We start from the raw sequence: 19242 nt of genomic DNA on the forward strand, positions 1-19242 counted from the left end.
TTGGACGTCTTTAAACCTATAGGCGCAATCATTACGTCGTCCATCGTCATGTCTATCAAGGCGACACCGATGTGAGAGCATTCACGACCACGCCGCCCCTCATTGGGGACTTGGGACGCGAGGTCATTTTTCCCAGACAATGAGCAGCCCAAGCGTTCGATGCACCTTTACTGCATAATTCCTTAGATCGGAATCGATCCAAGGACAAAATTATGCAGCAATTCAAAGTGCTACAACGTCCTTTGCGCGTCGGAAAAGACGCGCGGCGCTGTAGTGCCTCGAGCAAATAGGCGCGCCATCTCCCCGTCTTATCAACCAACACCAACCGGGCGGCCATCGGGTGGACGAACCCGTGCGCCCATACGAGAGAAAAGATGGAAAACCTGCAATATCTTGGTCCGATGGGGTGGAAGGCGATCGAAATCGCCGTCCCGATCATCGTGGTGGCAATCCTGTTCCGGTGGAGCGGCGTGATCCGCTATATCCCCAACGACAGGCTCGGCATTCTCGAAAAGCTATGGAGTTTTCGCGGCTCCGTTGAGAATGGCTTCATTGCGCTCTACGGTGAGGCCGGCTTCCAGCCGGAAGTCGTGCGCGGCGGCCTGCATTTCTTCATGCCGTTCCAATATTCGATGCATCGCGCCAATCTCGTAACCATTCCGCAGGGCCAGATCGGCTATGTCTTCGCCCGTGACGGCGAGCCGTTGCCGCCGACCCAGACGCTTGCTTCGAATATCGAAGCCGGTGATTTTCAGGATGTGCGCGGCTTTCTCACAAAGGGCGGCCAGAAGGGGCCACAACGCAAGATCCTGCGCGAAGGCACCTATGCCATTAATCTCGTGCAGTTCATCGTGCTGACCGCACAATCGAACTACGCCGTCAACCTGAACGCGTCGGAACAAAGACTGTTTGCCGACATGTCGACGCTGATTAGCGAGCGGAATGGCTTCGAGCCCGTCGTCATTCACGACGCCGAGGACCTGATCGGCATCGTCACCATCCATGACGGTCCGGCGCTGCCGGATGGCGAGATCATTGCGCCGACTGTTGCCAACAACCCAAAGGATCCGAACTTCCACAATAATTTTCAGGATCCGGAGAAGTTTCTCAATGCCGGCGGTTATCGCGGCCGGCAATTGCAGGTGCTTGCCGATGGCAGTTATTTCCTCAACCGCATCTTCGCGACCGTCGAACTTGTGGAGAAGACGATCATCGACGTTGGCACGGTGGGTGTCGTCGTCTCCTATACCGGCCGGCGAAGCGCCGATATTTCCGGCCAATCCTATCGTCATGGCGAATTGGTCGAGACAGGCGCACGCGGTGTCTGGTCGACGCCGCTTCTGCCGGGCAAATATGCGTTCAATACCTTTGCTGGCAATATCATCATCGTGCCAACCACCAACTTCGTGCTGAAGTGGACGAAGGAACAGTTCGGCGAGCACAGGCTGGATGAGAATCTTTCCGAAGTATCGCTGATCACCAAGGACGCGTTCGAACCCGTGCTGCCGCTCTCGGTCGTCGTGCATATCGATTATATGAAGGCGCCCCTCGTCGTGCAGCGTTTCGGCGATATCAAACGGCTGGTCGAACAGACGCTCGATCCGATGGTCTCGGCCTATTTCAAGAATATCGCCCAGACCAAGACATTGATCGAACTGCTGCAGGAACGCAGCGAAATCCAGCGCAAATCCGGCGACGAAATGCGCGAGAAGTTTACCTCCTACAGCCTCGAACTGCAGGAAGTGCTGATCGGTACGCCGCGGGCCAACAATGGCCAGAACAGCATCGAGCAGATCCTGATCCAGCTGCGCGAACGTCAGATCGCCGTTGAAAAGGTCGAGACCTATAAGTTGCAGGAAGCCGCGGCGGTCCAGGAGCGCACATTGCGCGAGAAGGAAGCGCTGGCCGAACAGCAGGCCAAGATCACGACATCAGCACTCACCATCGAGATCAGCGAGAACGAAGGCAAGGCGCAACTCGCCCGCACCCGTCAGCAGGCAGAGACCATTCAGGTCACAGCCAAGGCCGAAGCTGAGAAGGTGCGCCTCGCCGGCCTCGGCGAAGCCGACCGGATCAAGGCCATCGCGCTTGCCGATGCCGAACGCATCAAGGCGACCGGTTTTGCCGATGCCCAAAAGGTGCGCGCCATCGGCTTGGCGGAAGCCGAGGCGACGGAGAAGAAGGTCGCGGCCTTCGGTGGACCGGACTATCAGCTCCACTCGCAAGTCCTCATGCGGTTTGCCGAAGCAATCGAAAACGGCAGGCTGCCGCTCGTGCCGCAGATTCAGGTCGGCGGTGGCGGCGAAAAGGGCGCCACCAATGGTCTCGTCGAAATGATGCTGTCGATGCTGGTCGCCGATCGGCTTGGACGGCCGGCTTCACCGGCTGCGGTGCCGACGCCGATCGAGCAGCAGTGATTGTGGATGGGCCGGCAATGCCGGCCCATTTTGCCGCCGCCCGACCAAAAGGCTGCGATCGCGACGAGACCACTGCCGTCATGGCCATCGACGCTCGCTGCACATTCTCACCTTTTACGGCCAAGCGACAACAATCGCGCGTTTATCTGTCAGCCGGCAGCTGCTACACCGTCCTATCGCAACACCATTTCTGTATTCATGGCCTATCGTTTCGTCCACACTGCCGATCTCCATCTCGACTCTCCCCTGCGTTCCCTGGCTCTTCGCAATGCGGAACTGGCCGATCTCGTGAGCGACGCCAGCCGGCAGGCGCTGGTGGCGATCGTCGACCTGTGCCTTGAGGAACAGGTCGATGCGCTCGTCATCGCCGGCGATCTCTATGATGGCGATCAGACGTCGATGAAGACGGCACGCTTCCTGGCAAGCCAGCTGGAACGGTTGCACCGAGCGGGGATTCACGTCTTCAAGATCCGCGGCAATCACGATGCGATGTCGAAGATCGCCAAGGAACTGGTGATGCCCGATACGCTGAAGATCTTCGGCGGCCACGCCGAGATCGTGGAGGCCACGAAGGGTAACCTGTCGGTCGCGATCCACGGCCTGAGCTTCGCCAAGCCGCAAGCGCCAGACTCGCTTCTGCCGAAGTTCAAGCCGCCGGTGACGGGCGCGGTCAATATCGGCATCATGCATACGAGTCTCGCCGGATCCGCCGGACATGACGTCTATGCGCCCTGCAACGTGCTCGACCTTCACGCCTCGGGATTCGACTACTGGGCGCTCGGCCATCTTCACCAGCGCAGCCAGCATCCCGGCACGGCGACGGTCATCATGCCTGGTATGCCGCAGGGCCGCGACATCAACGAGTCGGGCGTCAAGACCGTATCGCTGGTGACCGTGGCGGACGACCGGACCGTGGCGGTCGAGGAGCGGCTCACCAGCGTCGCGCAGTTCGAGCGGGTCGATGTCGATCTGACGGGTGTCGATGATTGGCGTGATGCGGCTATGGCGATCGAAGCGGCACTGACAGCACAGCGCGACCGCACGGCCTCGGCGCATCTCGTCGCGCGCCTGAGGCTTTCCGGCCGCACCCAGCTTGCCTGGCAGCTTCGGCGTGACATCGACCTCATGCAAGCGGAAGCCGAGCAGCGCGGCGACCGGATCGGCCGGACCTGGATCGAGAAGCTGGAACTCGCCTTCGAAGCACCCTTGCCCCTCGCAGATGCTTCCGCCGCCGATCCCGTCGTCGAACTCGGTGCGTTGATGCGGGACGAGGTCATCGCCCGCAGCGGGTTTCGCGACGATATCAGGGAGGTGGTTCGCGACCTGCTCGCCGACCTGCCGCCCGAGAGCCGAGCATTCGCCGGGCTTGACGAGGCGGGCTTCGAACGCTTCATCGACAGCCTTCTCACCGACGGCGCCGAGGACATTGCCGCCCGGATGAAGGCCGCGGACCGGGCGGAAAGCTGATGCGCCTCCGACGGCTGGACCTCACCCGCTATGGCAAGTTCACCGACCACTCGATCGATTTCGGCGCGGTCCGTCCGCGTTCGCCCGACTTGCACATCGTCTATGGCCTGAACGAAGCGGGCAAGTCGACCACCTTCGCCGCCTATCTCGATCTGCTCTTCGGCATAGGTGAGCGCAGCACCTACAATTTCCTGCATCCATACAACACGATGAAGGTCGGCGCCCGACTGGAATTCGATGGCGAGGAATACGAGCTGGCGCGGCTCAAGCTCCGGACCGGCAGCCTCGTCGACGATCGGGGGCAAGCTGTGAACGAGGCGCTCCTGGCCGGCGCACTCGGCGGCATCGGCCGCGAGGCCTATCGCACGATGTTCTCACTCGACGACCAGTCGCTGAAAGAGGGCGGCAACGCCATCATCCAGAGCAAGGGCGAGCTTGGCGAGTTGTTATTCTCGGCAAGTTCCGGCCTCGCAGGCTTAAGCCGTTCGCTGGTTTCCGCCGCCGACGAAGCCAATGTGATCTATAGGAAGCGGTCGTCGAGCACGAAGCTTGCCGAACTCAAGCGCGCGCTCGAAGCGTTGAAGGCCGAGCGCAATGCCATCGACACATTGGCCTCCGCCTACTCGGCGCTGAAATCGACCCATGAGCAGGCCGATGCCGCCTATATCGCGACCACGCGAGAACTGGCCGAGGCCAAGGCCCGGCATCAGGAACTGACGCGCCTTCTCGGCGCCCTGCCCGCGGCGCTGGAGCTCCGGCGGCTGGACACAGATGCGGCCGACATGGGCGATCTGCCGCGGCCGCCGTCCGAATGGTTCGCGCTCCTGCCGCAGCTTTCCCGCGATGAGACGCGGCTGCAGGCGCTTGTCGAAATCGCCGACCGCACGCTGCGCCAGCTTACAGACGAGATCGAGGCGATCGCCATCGATCACAAGGCGCTGACGCTAACTGCGCATATGGACCTGCTGGACCAGGGGCGGGTTCGCCATCTCGCGGCCGACAGCGACCTGCCGAAGCGCCGGCGGGCGCTGGCCGAACAGGACGGTGTGCTGGTCCGGCTTCTGGCCGATCTCGAACAGCCGGGCCATGCGACGCCCGAAGCACTGCTGCTGCCCGCCTCGCTGATCGGCACCGTCCGCGATCTCATCGAACGACGCTCCGGCGTCGAGGCGAAACTGGCTGCCGCGGGTCGCGAACGGGTGCGAGCGCGCGAGAATCTCGAAAGGCTGGGCGAGGAAGGCGGCTGGAAAAATGCAGCTGCGGTCCCAGATCCCGCGCGTCTTGGCCGCATCGAGGCCGCCCTGAGCCGGCTCACGGGGTCTGATCTGGCAGTGCGGCTCACCTTGGAAGAACGTACACTTGTCCAGGTGAAGCGAATACAGGAGAACCAGTTTGCACAGCTCGCACCCTGGACCGGCGATGCCGCGGCGCTGCAACGGACGCCCGCGGCGGAGCCTCGCCAGATCGAGGCCTGGCGTGGCCAGGCGACCTCGATCGACAAGCGGATCGCCGATCACCAGGCCCGGTTGCGCGATCTCGGCACCGAACAGGCGCTGACCAAAGCCCGGATCGCGGCCTTCGTCGCCGGCGGTTCGATCGACGATGGCGAGGCCACGAGGCGACGCGATGAACGCGATGCCGCCTGGCAGGCGCATCTTGCCAGCCTGAATGCCGCCACGGCCCGGACATTCGAGGATCGGATGCGCCAGGACGACATGTTGTCCGCCGGCCGGCTGTCGCGGGCGCAGGAACTGGCCGAGCTTCGCCAACTCCGCCAGACGGAAGCGGCAACGGCAGCAGCGATCGAACGGCAAAGGGAACTGCTCGCCGAGGCGCATGCCGAACATGATGCGCTTGCCGAGCGCATCCGTGGTCTGCTGCCCGGCGCGATCGAATACGACGCTGAAGCCACGGCGCGCATTGCAGCACTCGCGGCATGGAGCACCAAGCGGTCCGCGGCGCTGGCCGCCTGGGACGATCTGCAGCGAGCCGAAGACGCATTGGCCGCGCTTCGCCTCGAACTGAACAGGCATGCCGCGACACTTGCGGCCGACCTTGCGGATGCCGGTCGTGGTGACGCCGACCATCTGCCGGTCGCCGACCTGATGCAGGCTGCGAATGAAATGCTCGCTGCCGGCAAAGCCGAGCTGGCGGCGCGGCAGGCGCATGAGAAGGCAATCGGTGACCTCAGCCGCGATGTCAGGGAACGCGAGCGCGACCAGCAGGAGGCGGAAGCCACCATAGCGGCCTGGGACCGGGAATGGGCGGAGGCGCTGTCGCGAACCTGGTTTGCCGACAAGGCCGGCTCGATGGCCGCCGTCCGCGCCATACTGGACGTGCTGGGCACGCTGCCAGCCATCCTGAAGGAGCGGCATGACCTCGCAAGCCGCGTTGCCGCGATGGAGCGTGACCAGGAGCAATTCCGCGGAGATATTTCTGGTCTTCTCGCAGAATGCGGCCTCAGCCAGTCGGCGGCGGATACGCTCGCCTCTGCCAATACGCTCGTCGAACGCCATGAGGCAGCGCGGCGCGCGGCGCAGCTTCGGGCAGACCGGCAAGCGGATCTCGAACAACAAGGGGAGAAACGACGGGCGCTGGAGGAGGAACTGGCCGTTCACAATGCCCGCAAGAACGAACTGACCAGCTATTTCGGGACGGACTCGCTTGCCTCAGTCGAAACATTTTTGAACCAGGCTCGGGAGCGGGACCGGCTGGAGGAGCGGGCCGCCACCTTGCGCGGCCAGATCACCGAGGCATTGCGGGCTGCGAGTTTCGCCGAGGCCGAACGGCGCCTTGCCGATATCGACGCCGGCGCCGTCGAGCGCGATGCAATGGAGCTTGGCGCCCGGATCGAGGATCTTACCGAGCGGGCGAAGCTTCTCTACTCCGACATGTCGCTGGCACGGCAGAAGCTTGAGGCCGTCGGCGGAGACGATGCGGTGGCGCGGATCGAGGCCAAGCGGCGAACCATCTTCCTTGAGATCGAGGAACTGGCCGTGCGGCATCTGACGCTGCGTGCCGGCGCGCTCGCGGCCGAGCAGGCGCTGCATATCTATCGCGAGAAACATCGCAGCTCGATGATGAAACGCGCATCGGAAGCCTTCCGCCTGATCACCGGCGGCAACTATTCCGGCCTGACCACCCAGCCCGACCGCGACAAGGAAATACTGATCGGCGTGTCACGCGATGCCGGCTCGAAGCTTGCGGACGCGATGTCGACGGGCACGCAGTTCCAGCTCTATCTCGCGCTTCGGCTTGCAGGCTATGAGGAATTCGCAGCGCTTCGCCCGCCCGTGCCCTTCGTTGCCGACGACATTATGGAGAGCTTCGACAATCCTCGTTCCGAAGAAGTCTTCCGCCTGCTCGGCGAAATGGCAAAGGTCGGACAGGTCATCTACCTCACGCATCACTGGCATCTCTGCGAGATCGCACGGAACGTCGTTTCGAACGTGACGATACATCAACTGCCGTAACGGGCATAAGAAATGCCTTCGAGGAAGCCGGAAAAGGCTCCACAGTCCCGCCGCCAAACATTTAGCGCATTGCGGTTCTCGGCGTGCTGCAACCGGCTCTTGTCTTGATCGAGGATAGTTCATATTGACTAAGGCATGTCGCGCAAAAGTGTGCAGCGGTTTTGTGCTAACGACATGCGTAAAAACAAAGACCTAAAGCGCGAGGAGCGATCTGAAAGATCGCCAAGCGCTTTAGGGCGCCGGCCACTTAAAAAAACGAGTTATCCATGGCTTTCGTCTTTCGCCTGCGTTTGCTTGTTGCCCTCAGTGGCTGTCTTTTCTCAGCGGTCTCCCATGCGCAATCCTTTGATTGCGGCAAGGCGCAGTCGGCCATTGAAAAGGCGATTTGTGCCTCCCCTGCCTTGATTGCTGAGGACACCGCCTTGGCGGCCTCCTATCGGCAGGCATTGACCGATCTCAACGGCGACCCGACGAGGCTGGACGATCTACGCCAAAAGCAACGCCTCTGGTTGGCTGACCGCAATAAATCCTGTGTAGACACCGATCCGGTCCGGCTGTCGGCATGCCTGACAACACGCTATCAGACGCGTCTTGCGACGCTTGTGGCAGCGAGCGCTTCTCCGAGCCAGAAGCCGCCTGCATCTGTCGTCGAGCCTGCGCCATCAACCGCGTCGGAGACACAGGCGGCGGCGACACAAGATGCACCAGCACCGTCGGCTGCAGCTGTGTCGCAACCCGCGCCCGTAAAAGCCCCGCCCCAGCTCGTGTCGCAGCCGCATTTGGCATTGGATCAACTGCCTGCCGATCGAGAGGGCAGCACCTTGCTGATGGTCGAAACGCCCGGCCATATTACCATCCGCACGCAGAGCGCCGCGGGTGCGGCATTGCAGCTCGTCGATATGATCGCAGGCCCGGGGGACCGTATGGGCGCAGCTGGCGTCAGCGACGGCCGGATCGATGCGCTGCTCGACAAAGGCACCTACAAGATCCGTGTGTTCGGAGCCAAAGGAGCTGCCGGCGACGTCAGGCTTACCGCACAAGCCTATCAGGAGCTTGAACAGCCCGACGCCGCTTTGACCTCGCTGACCCCCATCCATGCCGATCTAAGCGATCTGCAACAAAGATCCTATTGGATCGACATTCCCGATTCCGGACGCGTCGATATCGAGGCGGTTGGACGCTCGCTTCAGGATCTGCGCTTGTGGCGAAACGGCACCGATATTGCCGCTCTCTCGCCGAAAATGTCGATCTTCGAACTGAAGCCGGGCCTCCCCATGACCCGGGCCGCGCTGACGGGAACGGTCGAGCCCGGCCGCTACCTCGTGACGGCCTATGGCGGCCAGAAGCTTGTCTGGACCAACTCGGACGCCGCAGAGCCATTCCACATTCGCGCCGGCACGCAGATCTCGCTGGCCGGAGGGATTGCCGAAAATGTCATCGGGCCTTTCGGCTCGATACGTTTTGAGGCGCCGGCAGATCTCGATACTTTCCGTCTGGAGCTGCCGCAATCGGCGGCGGCGGTGCTCCGGGCCGGTCGGATTTCCGGCACGGCGACAGCTTTTCAGAGTGCCGCGATCGACAAGGCTAGCCGTGAACCGACAGCCACGCTTTCGCTTTCGTCAGACAGCCAGCCGAGCATTGTCGAAGTCTCGGGTTATGAAGGCCAGCATTTCCAGCTCCGGGGGCTTCGGTTCAGCACCGAGACCCAATTTAAAGGCTCAGTACCCAATCTCATCAGTCTCGACGTTGCCGGCGAAGGCGGCGATGAAATTCCGGCCACGGCCTTGCTGGTGCGCCAGGATAGCAGTGGCAAAGCCACCATCGTCGCGTCCGACTTGCCTCATTTGGGCCCGGGCCAGGCTTGGCGGCGGCGCTTCAATTTGCGCGGGCCGACATCGCTGCTGTTCGAGATGACGCAAGCAGGCCAGATCGCGATCCGCACATCAGGCGTTGCGCTGCATGCCGACATCAGCCCGGTTCTGGTCGGCAATGCCCCGCGCGCCGATGGCCGCAATGCCGATCGTTTCGATCTTGACGCCGGCTATTATCTGCTGCGACTGCTGCCTGACAACAATGCCGTCGGCATCCTCGACCTTTCCTTCGGCACGCCGGGCCTCGTCCCACCGGTCCAACCCGCCGCTCCGGCACGCACCACTATTTCCTTTGGCATCCGCGAAGCCGAAAAGGCCACACGCTACCAGATCATCACCAATGCCGCGCCCGGTTTGCTGACGGGACCTCGTGCGGTGGCACTGCCCGCCGATCTGCAGGGGCGACCACTGGCGCTTTGGCAGCCCACCGATGCTTCGGCGTTGCGGGAGTCCTTGCCGGATCAGCCGATGTCCAATATTCCGGCGCCCGTGCCGCGGGCCAAAGGCGCCGCGAATGACGATGCGAACGCCCTGTCGCGGCCGGCGTCGGCAGCGGATCTGCAGATCGATATCCACGTGCCGCTCGGCGGAACGATCGCCGCCGTCGACATGCACAATACATCCGTCGCTTTTGCGACCAGCAACCAGCGCGTCGACGCAAAAGGCCGGACGTTGACCCTGCGCTTCCCCGCCCCTGCCGCTGCCCGGTCCATCGTCGTCAGCTGGCAGCCGGATGCTGCTGCGGCGCAGAAAATCGCACCGCAGACCCCCGCATCCCCGTTGATTGGCGGCCGAAGCCAGTTTCTCGATCTCGCCGAAAACGCACAGAAATCCTACCGGCTCGAGGTTGCCGAGGGCGGGCTTTACCGCATCGAAACCCTTGGGCGTTTGCAGACATCACTGAGCCTTGGCACATCATTCCTGCCGGGACTGGGGGAAGCTTCGGACAATGGCGGTGGCCACAATGCGCTGCTGCAAACCTATCTGCGCGCGGGGACCTATCAGATCGACGTCTCCGCCCAGAATTCCTCCGGCCATCTTGGCGTTTCCGTTACGCCGGCCTCGCTGTTGACCGCGGCAAGCCTGGTCGCCGATGGCACCAGCCGAGGGGCCCTCTCAGGCGGACGCGGCGCCATCGTGCCGATCGAGATCGCAACTGCAGGAACGTATCAGCTCGATCTCTATTCCCTTGGCGAAGACCTTACCGCGCGTCTCGAGGATGCGGAGGGATGGCCGCTCACCGCGCCAGGCCCGCTTTCCACGCTCAGTCAGGATTTCACCCCGGGGCACTATCGCCTGGTAATCCTGCCGCGCGACGTCGACACGCGGTTTGTCGCACGGCTAAGACCGGTCATCGACCCACCGCAGTTGCAGGGCCACGGACCACACCCGCTGGCCTTCAATCAAGCCCAAGCATTTCAGTGGCGCGAGCCTCAGAGCAAAAGTGATGCACGCGTTGCCGATAGCTGGACGTTTGATCTCCTTGCCGATGCCGATGTCAGCATCGACCTGACCGAAGGCATGATCGGCGCTCTGTTTCGCGACGACAAGGACCAGATCGCCCGATTTGTCGCCGCTCCCCAATTCACCGGCACGTTGAAGGCCGGGCATTATCGCATTGATCTCATGAGCCTCGCCCATGATGACCGACTGGATTATCAGATTACCCTGAACACCCAGGATTTGCAGCCGGGCGAAGCACGCTTCGTCAACCTTCCCGCCGAGCTTTCCTTCAATGTCGACAAGGACCGTGTCGTCAGCCTCGGCACGTTCGGCCGCAGCGAAATCAAAGGCGTGCTGAAGGACGAGCATGGCACCGTCGTCGAACGCCTGACGGGGCGCAGCGATGATTGGAACATCGCGCTCTCCACCCTTCTGCCGGCTGGATCCTATACGCTGGCCCTTGATCAGGCGGCAGCGTCGGGTACGGCCAGCAGCCAATCGGGTGATAGTTCCGACGATCAAGACACAGACTCCGGGGACGGTGAGCAGGAGCCAGGCGACGATCAGGCCGATGTTGGGGATCTCGAGGTTCAGTTTGCCCTGCCGCAGGAGCAGCCGCAGCCAGCACTCACCGAGAGCGGCACCACCGAGGTCAACGGCGCCTCCGTCTTTACGTTTCCCTTGCCGGCCAACACGAAGGATCAACTTGCGCTGGTCGTAGCCCAGTCCACCAGTGACCTGGTTCTCTCGGTCGAAAAACGAGACGCCGACGGCAGTTGGAAGCCGCAAGCCTTTGCCCGTGGCCGCACGCCGCTGATCGCCTGGCCGGCGTCTGAGGGAGATATCCAATGGCGCGCATCGGTTTGGACCCTTGATGGTGGAACAGCACCGATCAAAATCGCCGCGCGCAGCATTACCCGCGATATGCGCGAGCCCGGCGACATTGCCTTGGAGCCCGTGGCCATCGATGGCCTTGATCTCTCCCTGAACGTTGCTCTCGCACATGCCCCGTCGGCCGGTTTCGTCGACCTCGGCGCTGCTGCGGATCTGCTTGTCGGCGCAACTGCGGACCGTCCGCTCACGGCGGCCATGCCGGGACTTTTTGCTCCGCAATCGGATCGTTTATGGCTGGTCTCCCGCACTACGAGCCATGCGCAGGTAAACCCAGCACAGCCCAAAGCAGAAATCGCGCTGACGCTTGCGCCAGCGGATCAGGCAATTATCCCAGCCGCACCGCCTTTGCCGGGCAAAGTAAGATTGTGGCGCGCGGATTCGGCTTTTGGACAGCCGGGTCTGACGGCCGGACGCGGCATGGGCATCAGCCTCAACAGTGCGGTCGCCCTCTCCGATAATCAGGATCTGCATATCTGGAACGCCGCAAGCGACGACAGCCTGCAGCTGCGGCTTAAGCCGATCGATGCCGCCGAACTCGAGCCAGTGCAGCTGAATGGCACCTTGACGGCGACCATTCCAGCCTTCAGCGCGCGGCCGGTGAAGCTCGCACCGGGAGTGAAACGGCTCACCCTCGACCTGGCGCCGGGGATCGCCGTCGTCTCCGCCCCTTCAACCTCGCAATTGCTGAACGTCTGGTCCGGCGCGGCTCCGCTGTCGCGCAGCATTGCGACGTCGACCGAAGAGATCTGGCTCGTCAACCTGACGGGTGATGCCGGCTCGACGCGCATCAGCCTGTCACCGGGCCAAGCCGTTACGCTCAGCAATGATCAGATCAAGCGCCGGTTCTTCGGCACGGTCGGATCGGAAGAAATCGCGGTTGATGCCATGAAAGGAGATGTCCTGAACGTCTCCGGCGGCGCGGCGACCTTTATCGGGGCCGACGGCCGGGTCTTGCGTGGTGACAGGATTTCCGTGTCCGGACCCGGGCAACTGATTGTCGATCACGGTGCCGGTCTCTTAGCACTGTGGCTGGAACGGGGCGGCAAGTCGCCTTGGCCGACACCCGAACCAAAATCGATGACCCTGCCGCAGAGCGTGACGCTCGAGGGCGAGGCCATGGCCTTCCGCCTCGATCCGGCCCAACCGATGGTGCTTGACGTCAGCACCGACGCCCCGGTCATTGTCGGCCTGGAGCAAGAGGGTCACCGCGACCTGCAGCTGTTTCCGACGGGAGCGGAATTCCACCGCTATCTTGCGGCGGGCGAGGCAGTCCTGACGCTCTATTCCACGCATGAGGGCCCCTTGTCGGGCAGCCTGGATATGACGGCAACAGCGGTCGTCCCGGTGAATGACGGCATTGGAGCCCCGGTCGTGCTTGCACCCGGCGCGACAGCCTTGTTCGGCTTCGAGGTCAAGAAGAGCGGCAATATCGGTGTCGGCCTGCGTTCCGATCCGGACCTTGCCATCGGCCGACTGCTGGATGCCAAAGGCCAGGTGCTCGGCGACGGGGTCAATCAGCTGAAGCAGCTTGCCGCAGGATCTTACCTATTGGAAGCGCGCGCACCGGCGGACGCACCGGCGCTCATTGTCAGGCCATCGGTGGTTGGATTGTCACCACCGCCCGCAGGTCCGCCGCCCGAAATTATCAGCGATTATTTGCAGCGTGCCGGTTTGAAACCCACGGGATCGAAGTGAAACACCAATGAAAAAGATCGTATTTCTCATTGCCCTCGCTCTTGCGTCTTCAACGCTGATCGCAAGCGGTCATGCGCAGCAAGGCGCCGCCTCGCCGACACTGGATGTTCTGCAACGCGCCGATGGCGTTAAAATCGTGCCGGAGAGGTTCCTGCGTGCCTATGATCCGGTCACGATCTTCTTCCCTACGGATACCGGCCCTGCAGCCGGCGGCCCGGAAGACTCGCCCGAGCGTTTTGTGACCATGGAACCGGCGGCTGCCGGCGCCTGGCAGTGGCTCGGCCCGCGCGCCCTGCAATTCCGGCCGGCCGACAAGTGGCAGCCGCTGTCGCGCCTCAAGGTAACGATGCTGGCGCATGACAAGGCCGCTGGTGGCGAGACGGAACTGATACCGCTGCTGCCAGTACCGGTATCCACGGCTCCGGCTGCAACCGATGATCCCATCAGCGAGCTTGACCAGATCACATTGACCTTTGCCGAACCCGTCGATGTCGCGGCGCTGAGCCGACTTCTGTCGATCGAGTTGCGTCCTGCGCCGGGCATTGGCGACGAAGGCGGTTTGATGCTGGGGGCGCAGGATTTCGATGTCCAGCCGCTTGAACGCAACAGCCGCAGCGACCAGCAATCCTATGTGGTGAAGCTGCATGCCAGCGTGCCCGATGGCCGCGTCGCCCTTCTGCGGTTGAAGCTTGCCGACACGCCCGACTTCAGCGATCAGACCTTCGAGTTGCGCGTGCGCACCGCCGTGCCCTTCACCATGATCAGTTCGGATTGCGGACGGGGCTTCGACGCCGCCACAAGCGATGACATCATGCGCTGCACATCCAATGCCACTGTCAGCGATGACAGCGCCGCAGTCGATGATGACGGCAACCCGCTCGACAATGCCGAGGCAGCGCCGGCCGATCGATCGGGTCGTGGCCTGATCTTCCGCTTTTCGAGCAATCCGCTGGCCGGGAAACAGTTTTCGGTCCGGGACGCCTTGCGCATTTCTCCACCGGTCGACGATTTGACGGCGGAAGCCAGCGACGGCCGTCTTTATATCAATGGCCGCTTTCTCACCGACAAGGTCTATACGCTTGATGTGACCGCCGGCGCCTTGGCGGATGACCGCGGCAGACCGCTGGCGACCGGCTTCGGCCAGAAATTCGCCTTCGCGCCGGAACAGTCCTCGCTCGTCTGGGATGCGTCGCAGGGCGTGGTCGAGCGCTTTGGCCCGCAACTCGTGCCGCTGCGCGGACGCGGCTACGACAGGGCCGATGTGCGCATCCATGCGATCGATCCGCTGTCACGCGATTTTTGGCCTTTCCCGCAATCCGGCCTCGATACGGACGACGACGAAGCACCGCCCTTGCCCGGCAAGGAGCCGCAGAAATGGGCCGACAGCGATGAGATTTCAGCCGATGCGATCCAGGCGCGCGTCAAGGCCCTGGGTTCGCCGGCGATATCCGAGTTCGTGGACCTGCCGATTCACAAGGGCGGCGTCGACACCAAATTCGGCCTGGATCTGAAATCCTTTTTTGCCCGGATTGCTGGGCCTGACCAGCCCGGCACCTATCTCGTCGGCCTGCGTGCGGTGGACAATCAAACCCGGCATTGGCTTCGTGTGCAGGTCACCGACCTGACCTTGAGCGCGGTGGAGGAACAGGACCGGGTGCGATTTGCCGTCACCTCGCTTGCCAAGGGTAATCCGATCAGCGGGGCGCAAATCCGCCTCGATGGTTTGCGCGACGGCAAATTCGTCACGCTGGCGACTGGGACGACAGATGCACAGGGCTTCTTTTCCTGGGAGCTGCAGCAGCGCGCCGACGCGAAGATCCGGCGCGTCATCGTGACGAAGGGGCTGGATACCCTGGTCGTCGACCCCGATCACGCGCCTGCCCAATATGCTGCGGACAACTGGACCAAGCCGTCGGCCGCCTGGCTGGATTGGACGACCAATCCGACGGACAGCCGCACCGAGCAGAGCCGCACCCTTTGCCACGTCTTCACCGAGCGACCGATCTACCGTCCGGAGGAGCCCGTGCATATCAAGGGCTATGTCCGCAGCTATCTCGGGGGCCACTTGACGCTGCCGACGCAAGGCGGCCAGATCGTGATTACCGGCCCTGACAAACAGGAGTGGCGCGTACCGGTGCGGCTGGACGCATTCGGCGGCTTTTACCACAAATTCGACGCCGAGACGCCGGCAACCGGGGATTACGAAGTTCATTTCGAGCCGGGCGACACGGCGGGGGCTACCGACCAGGATCAACCGGCGCAGACATCCGGTGAGGACGGGAATGCCGACGGCCAGGCGAGTGATAACGCGACCGATGATGCGCAGGCAGACGATAACCAGGCCGATACTGCTGAGAGTGCCGATAGCGACAGCAGCGCCGCGAGCCCGGCCGACAACACGGTCCAATGCGGCAGCATCTCCTTCAAGAAAGAGGCCTATCGCCTGCCGACTTTCGAAGTCGTGCTCAACAATCCGCAAACCGTACCGCTCGATTCCTCCTTCAACGTCGATCTGATCGCCCGCTATTTCGCCGGTGGACTGCTGGCGGATCGGCCGATCCGCTGGCGAGCCGTTCAGTATCCCTACAATTGGACACCACCTGGCCACGAGGGCTTCTTTTTTTCGACGGATTCCCGTTACTCCGGCGGCGATGAATTCAAATCCTCGCCGGCGCTCGAACGAGACGGCAGCACAGACGCCGGCGGCGCCTCGCGCATCAGCTTCGACACGACGATCGAGCCGACGGCGCAACCCCGCCGCTATATGATCGAGGCGACCGTTACCGGCGACGATGATCTGCAGGTGCGCAGCATCACTAACGTTTTTGCCGTCCCGCCCTTCGTGCTTGGCCTGAAGGTGCCGCGTTATGTGCCAAATCCCGGCGCCATCGAGCCTGAGATCCTGGCGGTCGACGGCAATGGCGAACCCGTCGCCGGGCTGGAGATGACGGCACGCCTGATCCATCGCAACTGGACGTCGACCCTGCAGGCGAGCGACTTCAGCCAGGGTTCGGCAAAATACGTCACGCAGGTCATGGACGACACCGTGCTGGAGCGCAAGATTACCAGCACTCGGGATATCCAGACCCTGGCGCTCGAGGCAAAGGACGCAGGCGTCTATGTTATTCAACTCGAGGCAAGCGACCGGATCGGCCGCCAGCAGCAGGTGAGCGTCGACTTCTTCGTCGGCGGCACCACGCCGGTTACCTGGGCACAGGCGCCCGCGCGCACCGCGGTCGTGACCACGGACAAGGACAGTTACATTCCCGGCGAAACCGCCAACCTGCTGATCCAGTCGCCCTTCCAGACAGCCCGCGCGCTCGCCGTCGTCGAAGAGCCAGAGGGAAAATTCCGCTATGATTGGGTCGATATCGCCGATGGATACGGCCATTATGCCGTGCCCGTCCGCAAGGAATATACACCGCAAATTCCCGTGCACTTCCTCATCCTGCGCGGCCGGCTGGAGACCAGCATCCCCTCGCCGAACGCACCCTTCGACCAGGGCAAGCCTGTAACGATCGCCGCGACGAAGGCGGTGACGGTGAAGCCGGTGAAGAACACCGTAAATCTCACCTTGGATTATCCGAAGAAGGCCCGCCCTGGTGACGAAGTGGAGGTCACGCTGCATCTGGCCGACGATAGCGGTCAGCCGATCGCGGGCGATGCCACTTTCTGGATGATCGACCAGGCCGTGCTGTCGCTCGCACCGGAACAGCCGCTGGATCCGCTGCCGAATTTTATCGTCAAGCGCCAATCCACCATGGCACTGCGCGACACCCGCAACATGGCCTTCGGCGTCATTCCGCTGGATGAGGTGCCGGGCGGTGACGAGCGGGAGGAATGGGGCACGGACAACAATATTTCCGTTCGCAAGAATTTTACGCCGGTCCCGATCTATCTTCCCGACGTGAAGATCGGCCCGGATGGCATCGCCAAGATCAAGGTGAAGCTGCCGGACTCGCTGACCGTATTCAAGCTGCGCGCCAAGGCCGTCAGCGGTCCCGACCGCTTCGGCTATGGCACCGGCGAAATGCTGATCCGGCAGGAAATAGTCGCCCAACCCGCCCTGCCCCGCTTCCTGCGGTATGGCGACCAATTCGAGGCAGGCATCATTGCCCGCATCGTCGAGGGTGGTGGCGGCGCCGGCGCTGCTTCCATTGCTTCCGACGGACTGACGCTGGAGGGCAGCAAGGACCTCTCCTTCGCCTGGGAGCAGAACAAGCCCGCTCACATCGGCGTTCTCGCTGAGGTGCCCGAGCCAAGGCCTGGCAAGGAGGACGTGCAGCTGCGTTTCGGGGTCGAGCGCGTCGCCGACCATGCCAGCGACGCCGTGGAAATCACGCTGCCTTTGAAGTCCGACCGTATCCCGACCAAGCACTACGAAATCGTCGAAATCCCGGCGGGCGGCTCGAAAACATTGCCGGCACCCCAGCAAGACGTGCGCCCCGGATCGTTTCAGCGTGCGATGACGCTAACCGCCGATCCGGCACTGGTGAAGCTGGTTGCCGGCCTCAACACTTTGGTGGAATCTCCCTATGGCTCCACCGAACAACGCATATCGCTCGCCTCCTCCGGCATCGCCTTCAAAAGTTTCGCCCCGATCCTGGCGGCAGCAAACCTTGACAAACGCATCGATGGCGATGTGCACAACACCGTGCTGGCAATCGGCCAGGCGGTCGACGCCGATGGCCTTGTCGGCTTCTGGCCGCACAGCAAGGGCAATGTCTCGCTGACGGCCTGGGCCTATTCTTTCCTGGTTGCGGCCGACAAGGTGGGCGTGCCCACCGACAAGGCTTTGTCGGATCGCCTTGCGAGCGTGCTGAAACTGTCGCTACGCTCGGATTATCCGCATCTGCTCAGCGGCGACGAGATTCGCGAGCGGGTCGAGGCTCTGACGGCTCTGGCCGAAGGCGGCAAGCTCGACCCGGCCTATACTGCCGAACTTGCCCGCTCGGCCGCGTTGATGCCGAATGTCAGCGTTGCCAGAATGACCGCGGCGGCAGCGGGTGCGCCCGATGCCGACCCACGCCTTGTCGGCGGTTTGGCCGACACGATGTGGTCGCGCGTTCGCATCCTCTCCCGCAATGGCCAGCTGGTTTATGACGGCCAAGCCGAGGATGGGGGCAGTCCGATCATCCTGCCTTCCGAAACCCGCAGTCTCGCCGAAATGGTGCGCGCCGCGGCTTTGACCTCGGAAACGGATCCGCGCTATCCGGCTTTGAAAAATGCCTTGCTGCAACTCGGCGGAGGCGACGGCTGGGGTTCGACCAATGCCACTTCGGCTGCGATCCGCGCGCTTGCCGCCGCCTGGCAAAGGCCGACGACGCCATTGCCGCTGACGCTGGCGCAGAACGGAAAGTTTCAAAACCTGACGCTTGACGCAAATGCTCCCGTGCTGCGCCAAGTCAGCCTGGATCCGGGCGCCGTCACCATCCAGAATACCGGAACGACGACCGCTCTGGCGCTGGTGGAAACCACCTATCTATCTGCCGAAGCCGGCTACACCGCGCAGGCCGAAAGCCGGGGATTTGCCCTTACCCGCACGCTTTTCCGTGTCCCCGCGGGCAACGCGCCGCTGGAGAAGCTGGTTCCCGATGCTAAAGGTGCGATCCAGCTCAAGGTCGGCGATGTGCTCGAGGAAAGGATCGAACTGGTCGTCTCCGAAGATCGCACCCATGTCGCCCTTACCCTGCCGCTTGCAGCCGGGCTTGATCCGCTCAACCCCAACATCGCCACCGCGCCGGCTGAGGCGACACCGGCAGTCGCGCCGACCCTGCCGACCGATTGGATCTCCTATGGCGACGATCAGGTATTTTGTGCTTCCGACAGGCTGCCGAAGGGCAACTACACCTTTGCCTACCGGACGCGCGCCTTGATCCCCGGTTCCTACACGCAGCCCCAGGCCCTTGCCGAAACCATGTACCAAAAGGGCTTACGGGGAATGAGTGCTGCCATGCAAATCGTGGTGGCGAAGTGAGCCTT

Annotated in this window: 5 protein-coding genes and 1 pseudogene; all 6 read left to right on the top strand. The window is 62.8% G+C overall.

The window, feature by feature from the left end; translation table 11 throughout:
* Positions 1 to 374 precede the first annotated feature (374 nt).
* The 6 genes and pseudogenes from HJB82_RS28940 to HJB82_RS28960 all read left to right on the top strand — a co-directional run bounded on the left by HJB82_RS28940 (position 375) and on the right by HJB82_RS28960 (position 19237).
* Positions 375 to 2417, top strand: coding sequence for an SPFH domain-containing protein (locus HJB82_RS28940; protein WP_207585740.1), 2043 nt, complete (start codon positions 375 to 377; stop codon positions 2415 to 2417).
* Between the two features lie 198 nt (positions 2418 to 2615).
* Positions 2616 to 3884 (top strand): DNA repair exonuclease, encoded by a 1269-nt coding sequence (locus HJB82_RS28945; protein WP_207585741.1) that lies wholly within the window; start codon positions 2616 to 2618, stop codon positions 3882 to 3884.
* Complete coding sequence (locus tag HJB82_RS28950) at positions 3884 to 7357, top strand: AAA family ATPase (protein WP_221142188.1); 3474 nt, start codon at positions 3884 to 3886, stop codon at positions 7355 to 7357. The genes HJB82_RS28945 and HJB82_RS28950 overlap by 1 nt, the downstream gene beginning before the upstream one ends.
* 266 nt (positions 7358 to 7623) lie before the next feature.
* Positions 7624 to 7947 (top strand): annotated as a pseudogene (locus tag HJB82_RS32095) (lysozyme inhibitor LprI family protein); the annotation flags it as partial.
* A 189-nt stretch (positions 7948 to 8136) separates the two neighbouring features.
* A complete protein-coding gene (locus HJB82_RS28955; RefSeq protein WP_259674021.1) occupies positions 8137 to 13260 on the top strand; it encodes a hypothetical protein in 5124 nt (1707 codons plus the stop codon).
* 7 nt (positions 13261 to 13267) lie between these two features.
* The gene (locus tag HJB82_RS28960; protein WP_221142192.1) at positions 13268 to 19237 is read left to right on the top strand and encodes an MG2 domain-containing protein; all 5970 of its coding nucleotides are present in this window, start codon (positions 13268 to 13270) and stop codon (positions 19235 to 19237) included.
* The last annotated feature ends 5 nt before the right edge of the window (positions 19238 to 19242 follow it).

Source organism: Rhizobium sp. NZLR10 (genome assembly GCF_019685125.1).
Classification (GTDB): Bacteria; Pseudomonadota; Alphaproteobacteria; order Rhizobiales; family Rhizobiaceae; genus Rhizobium.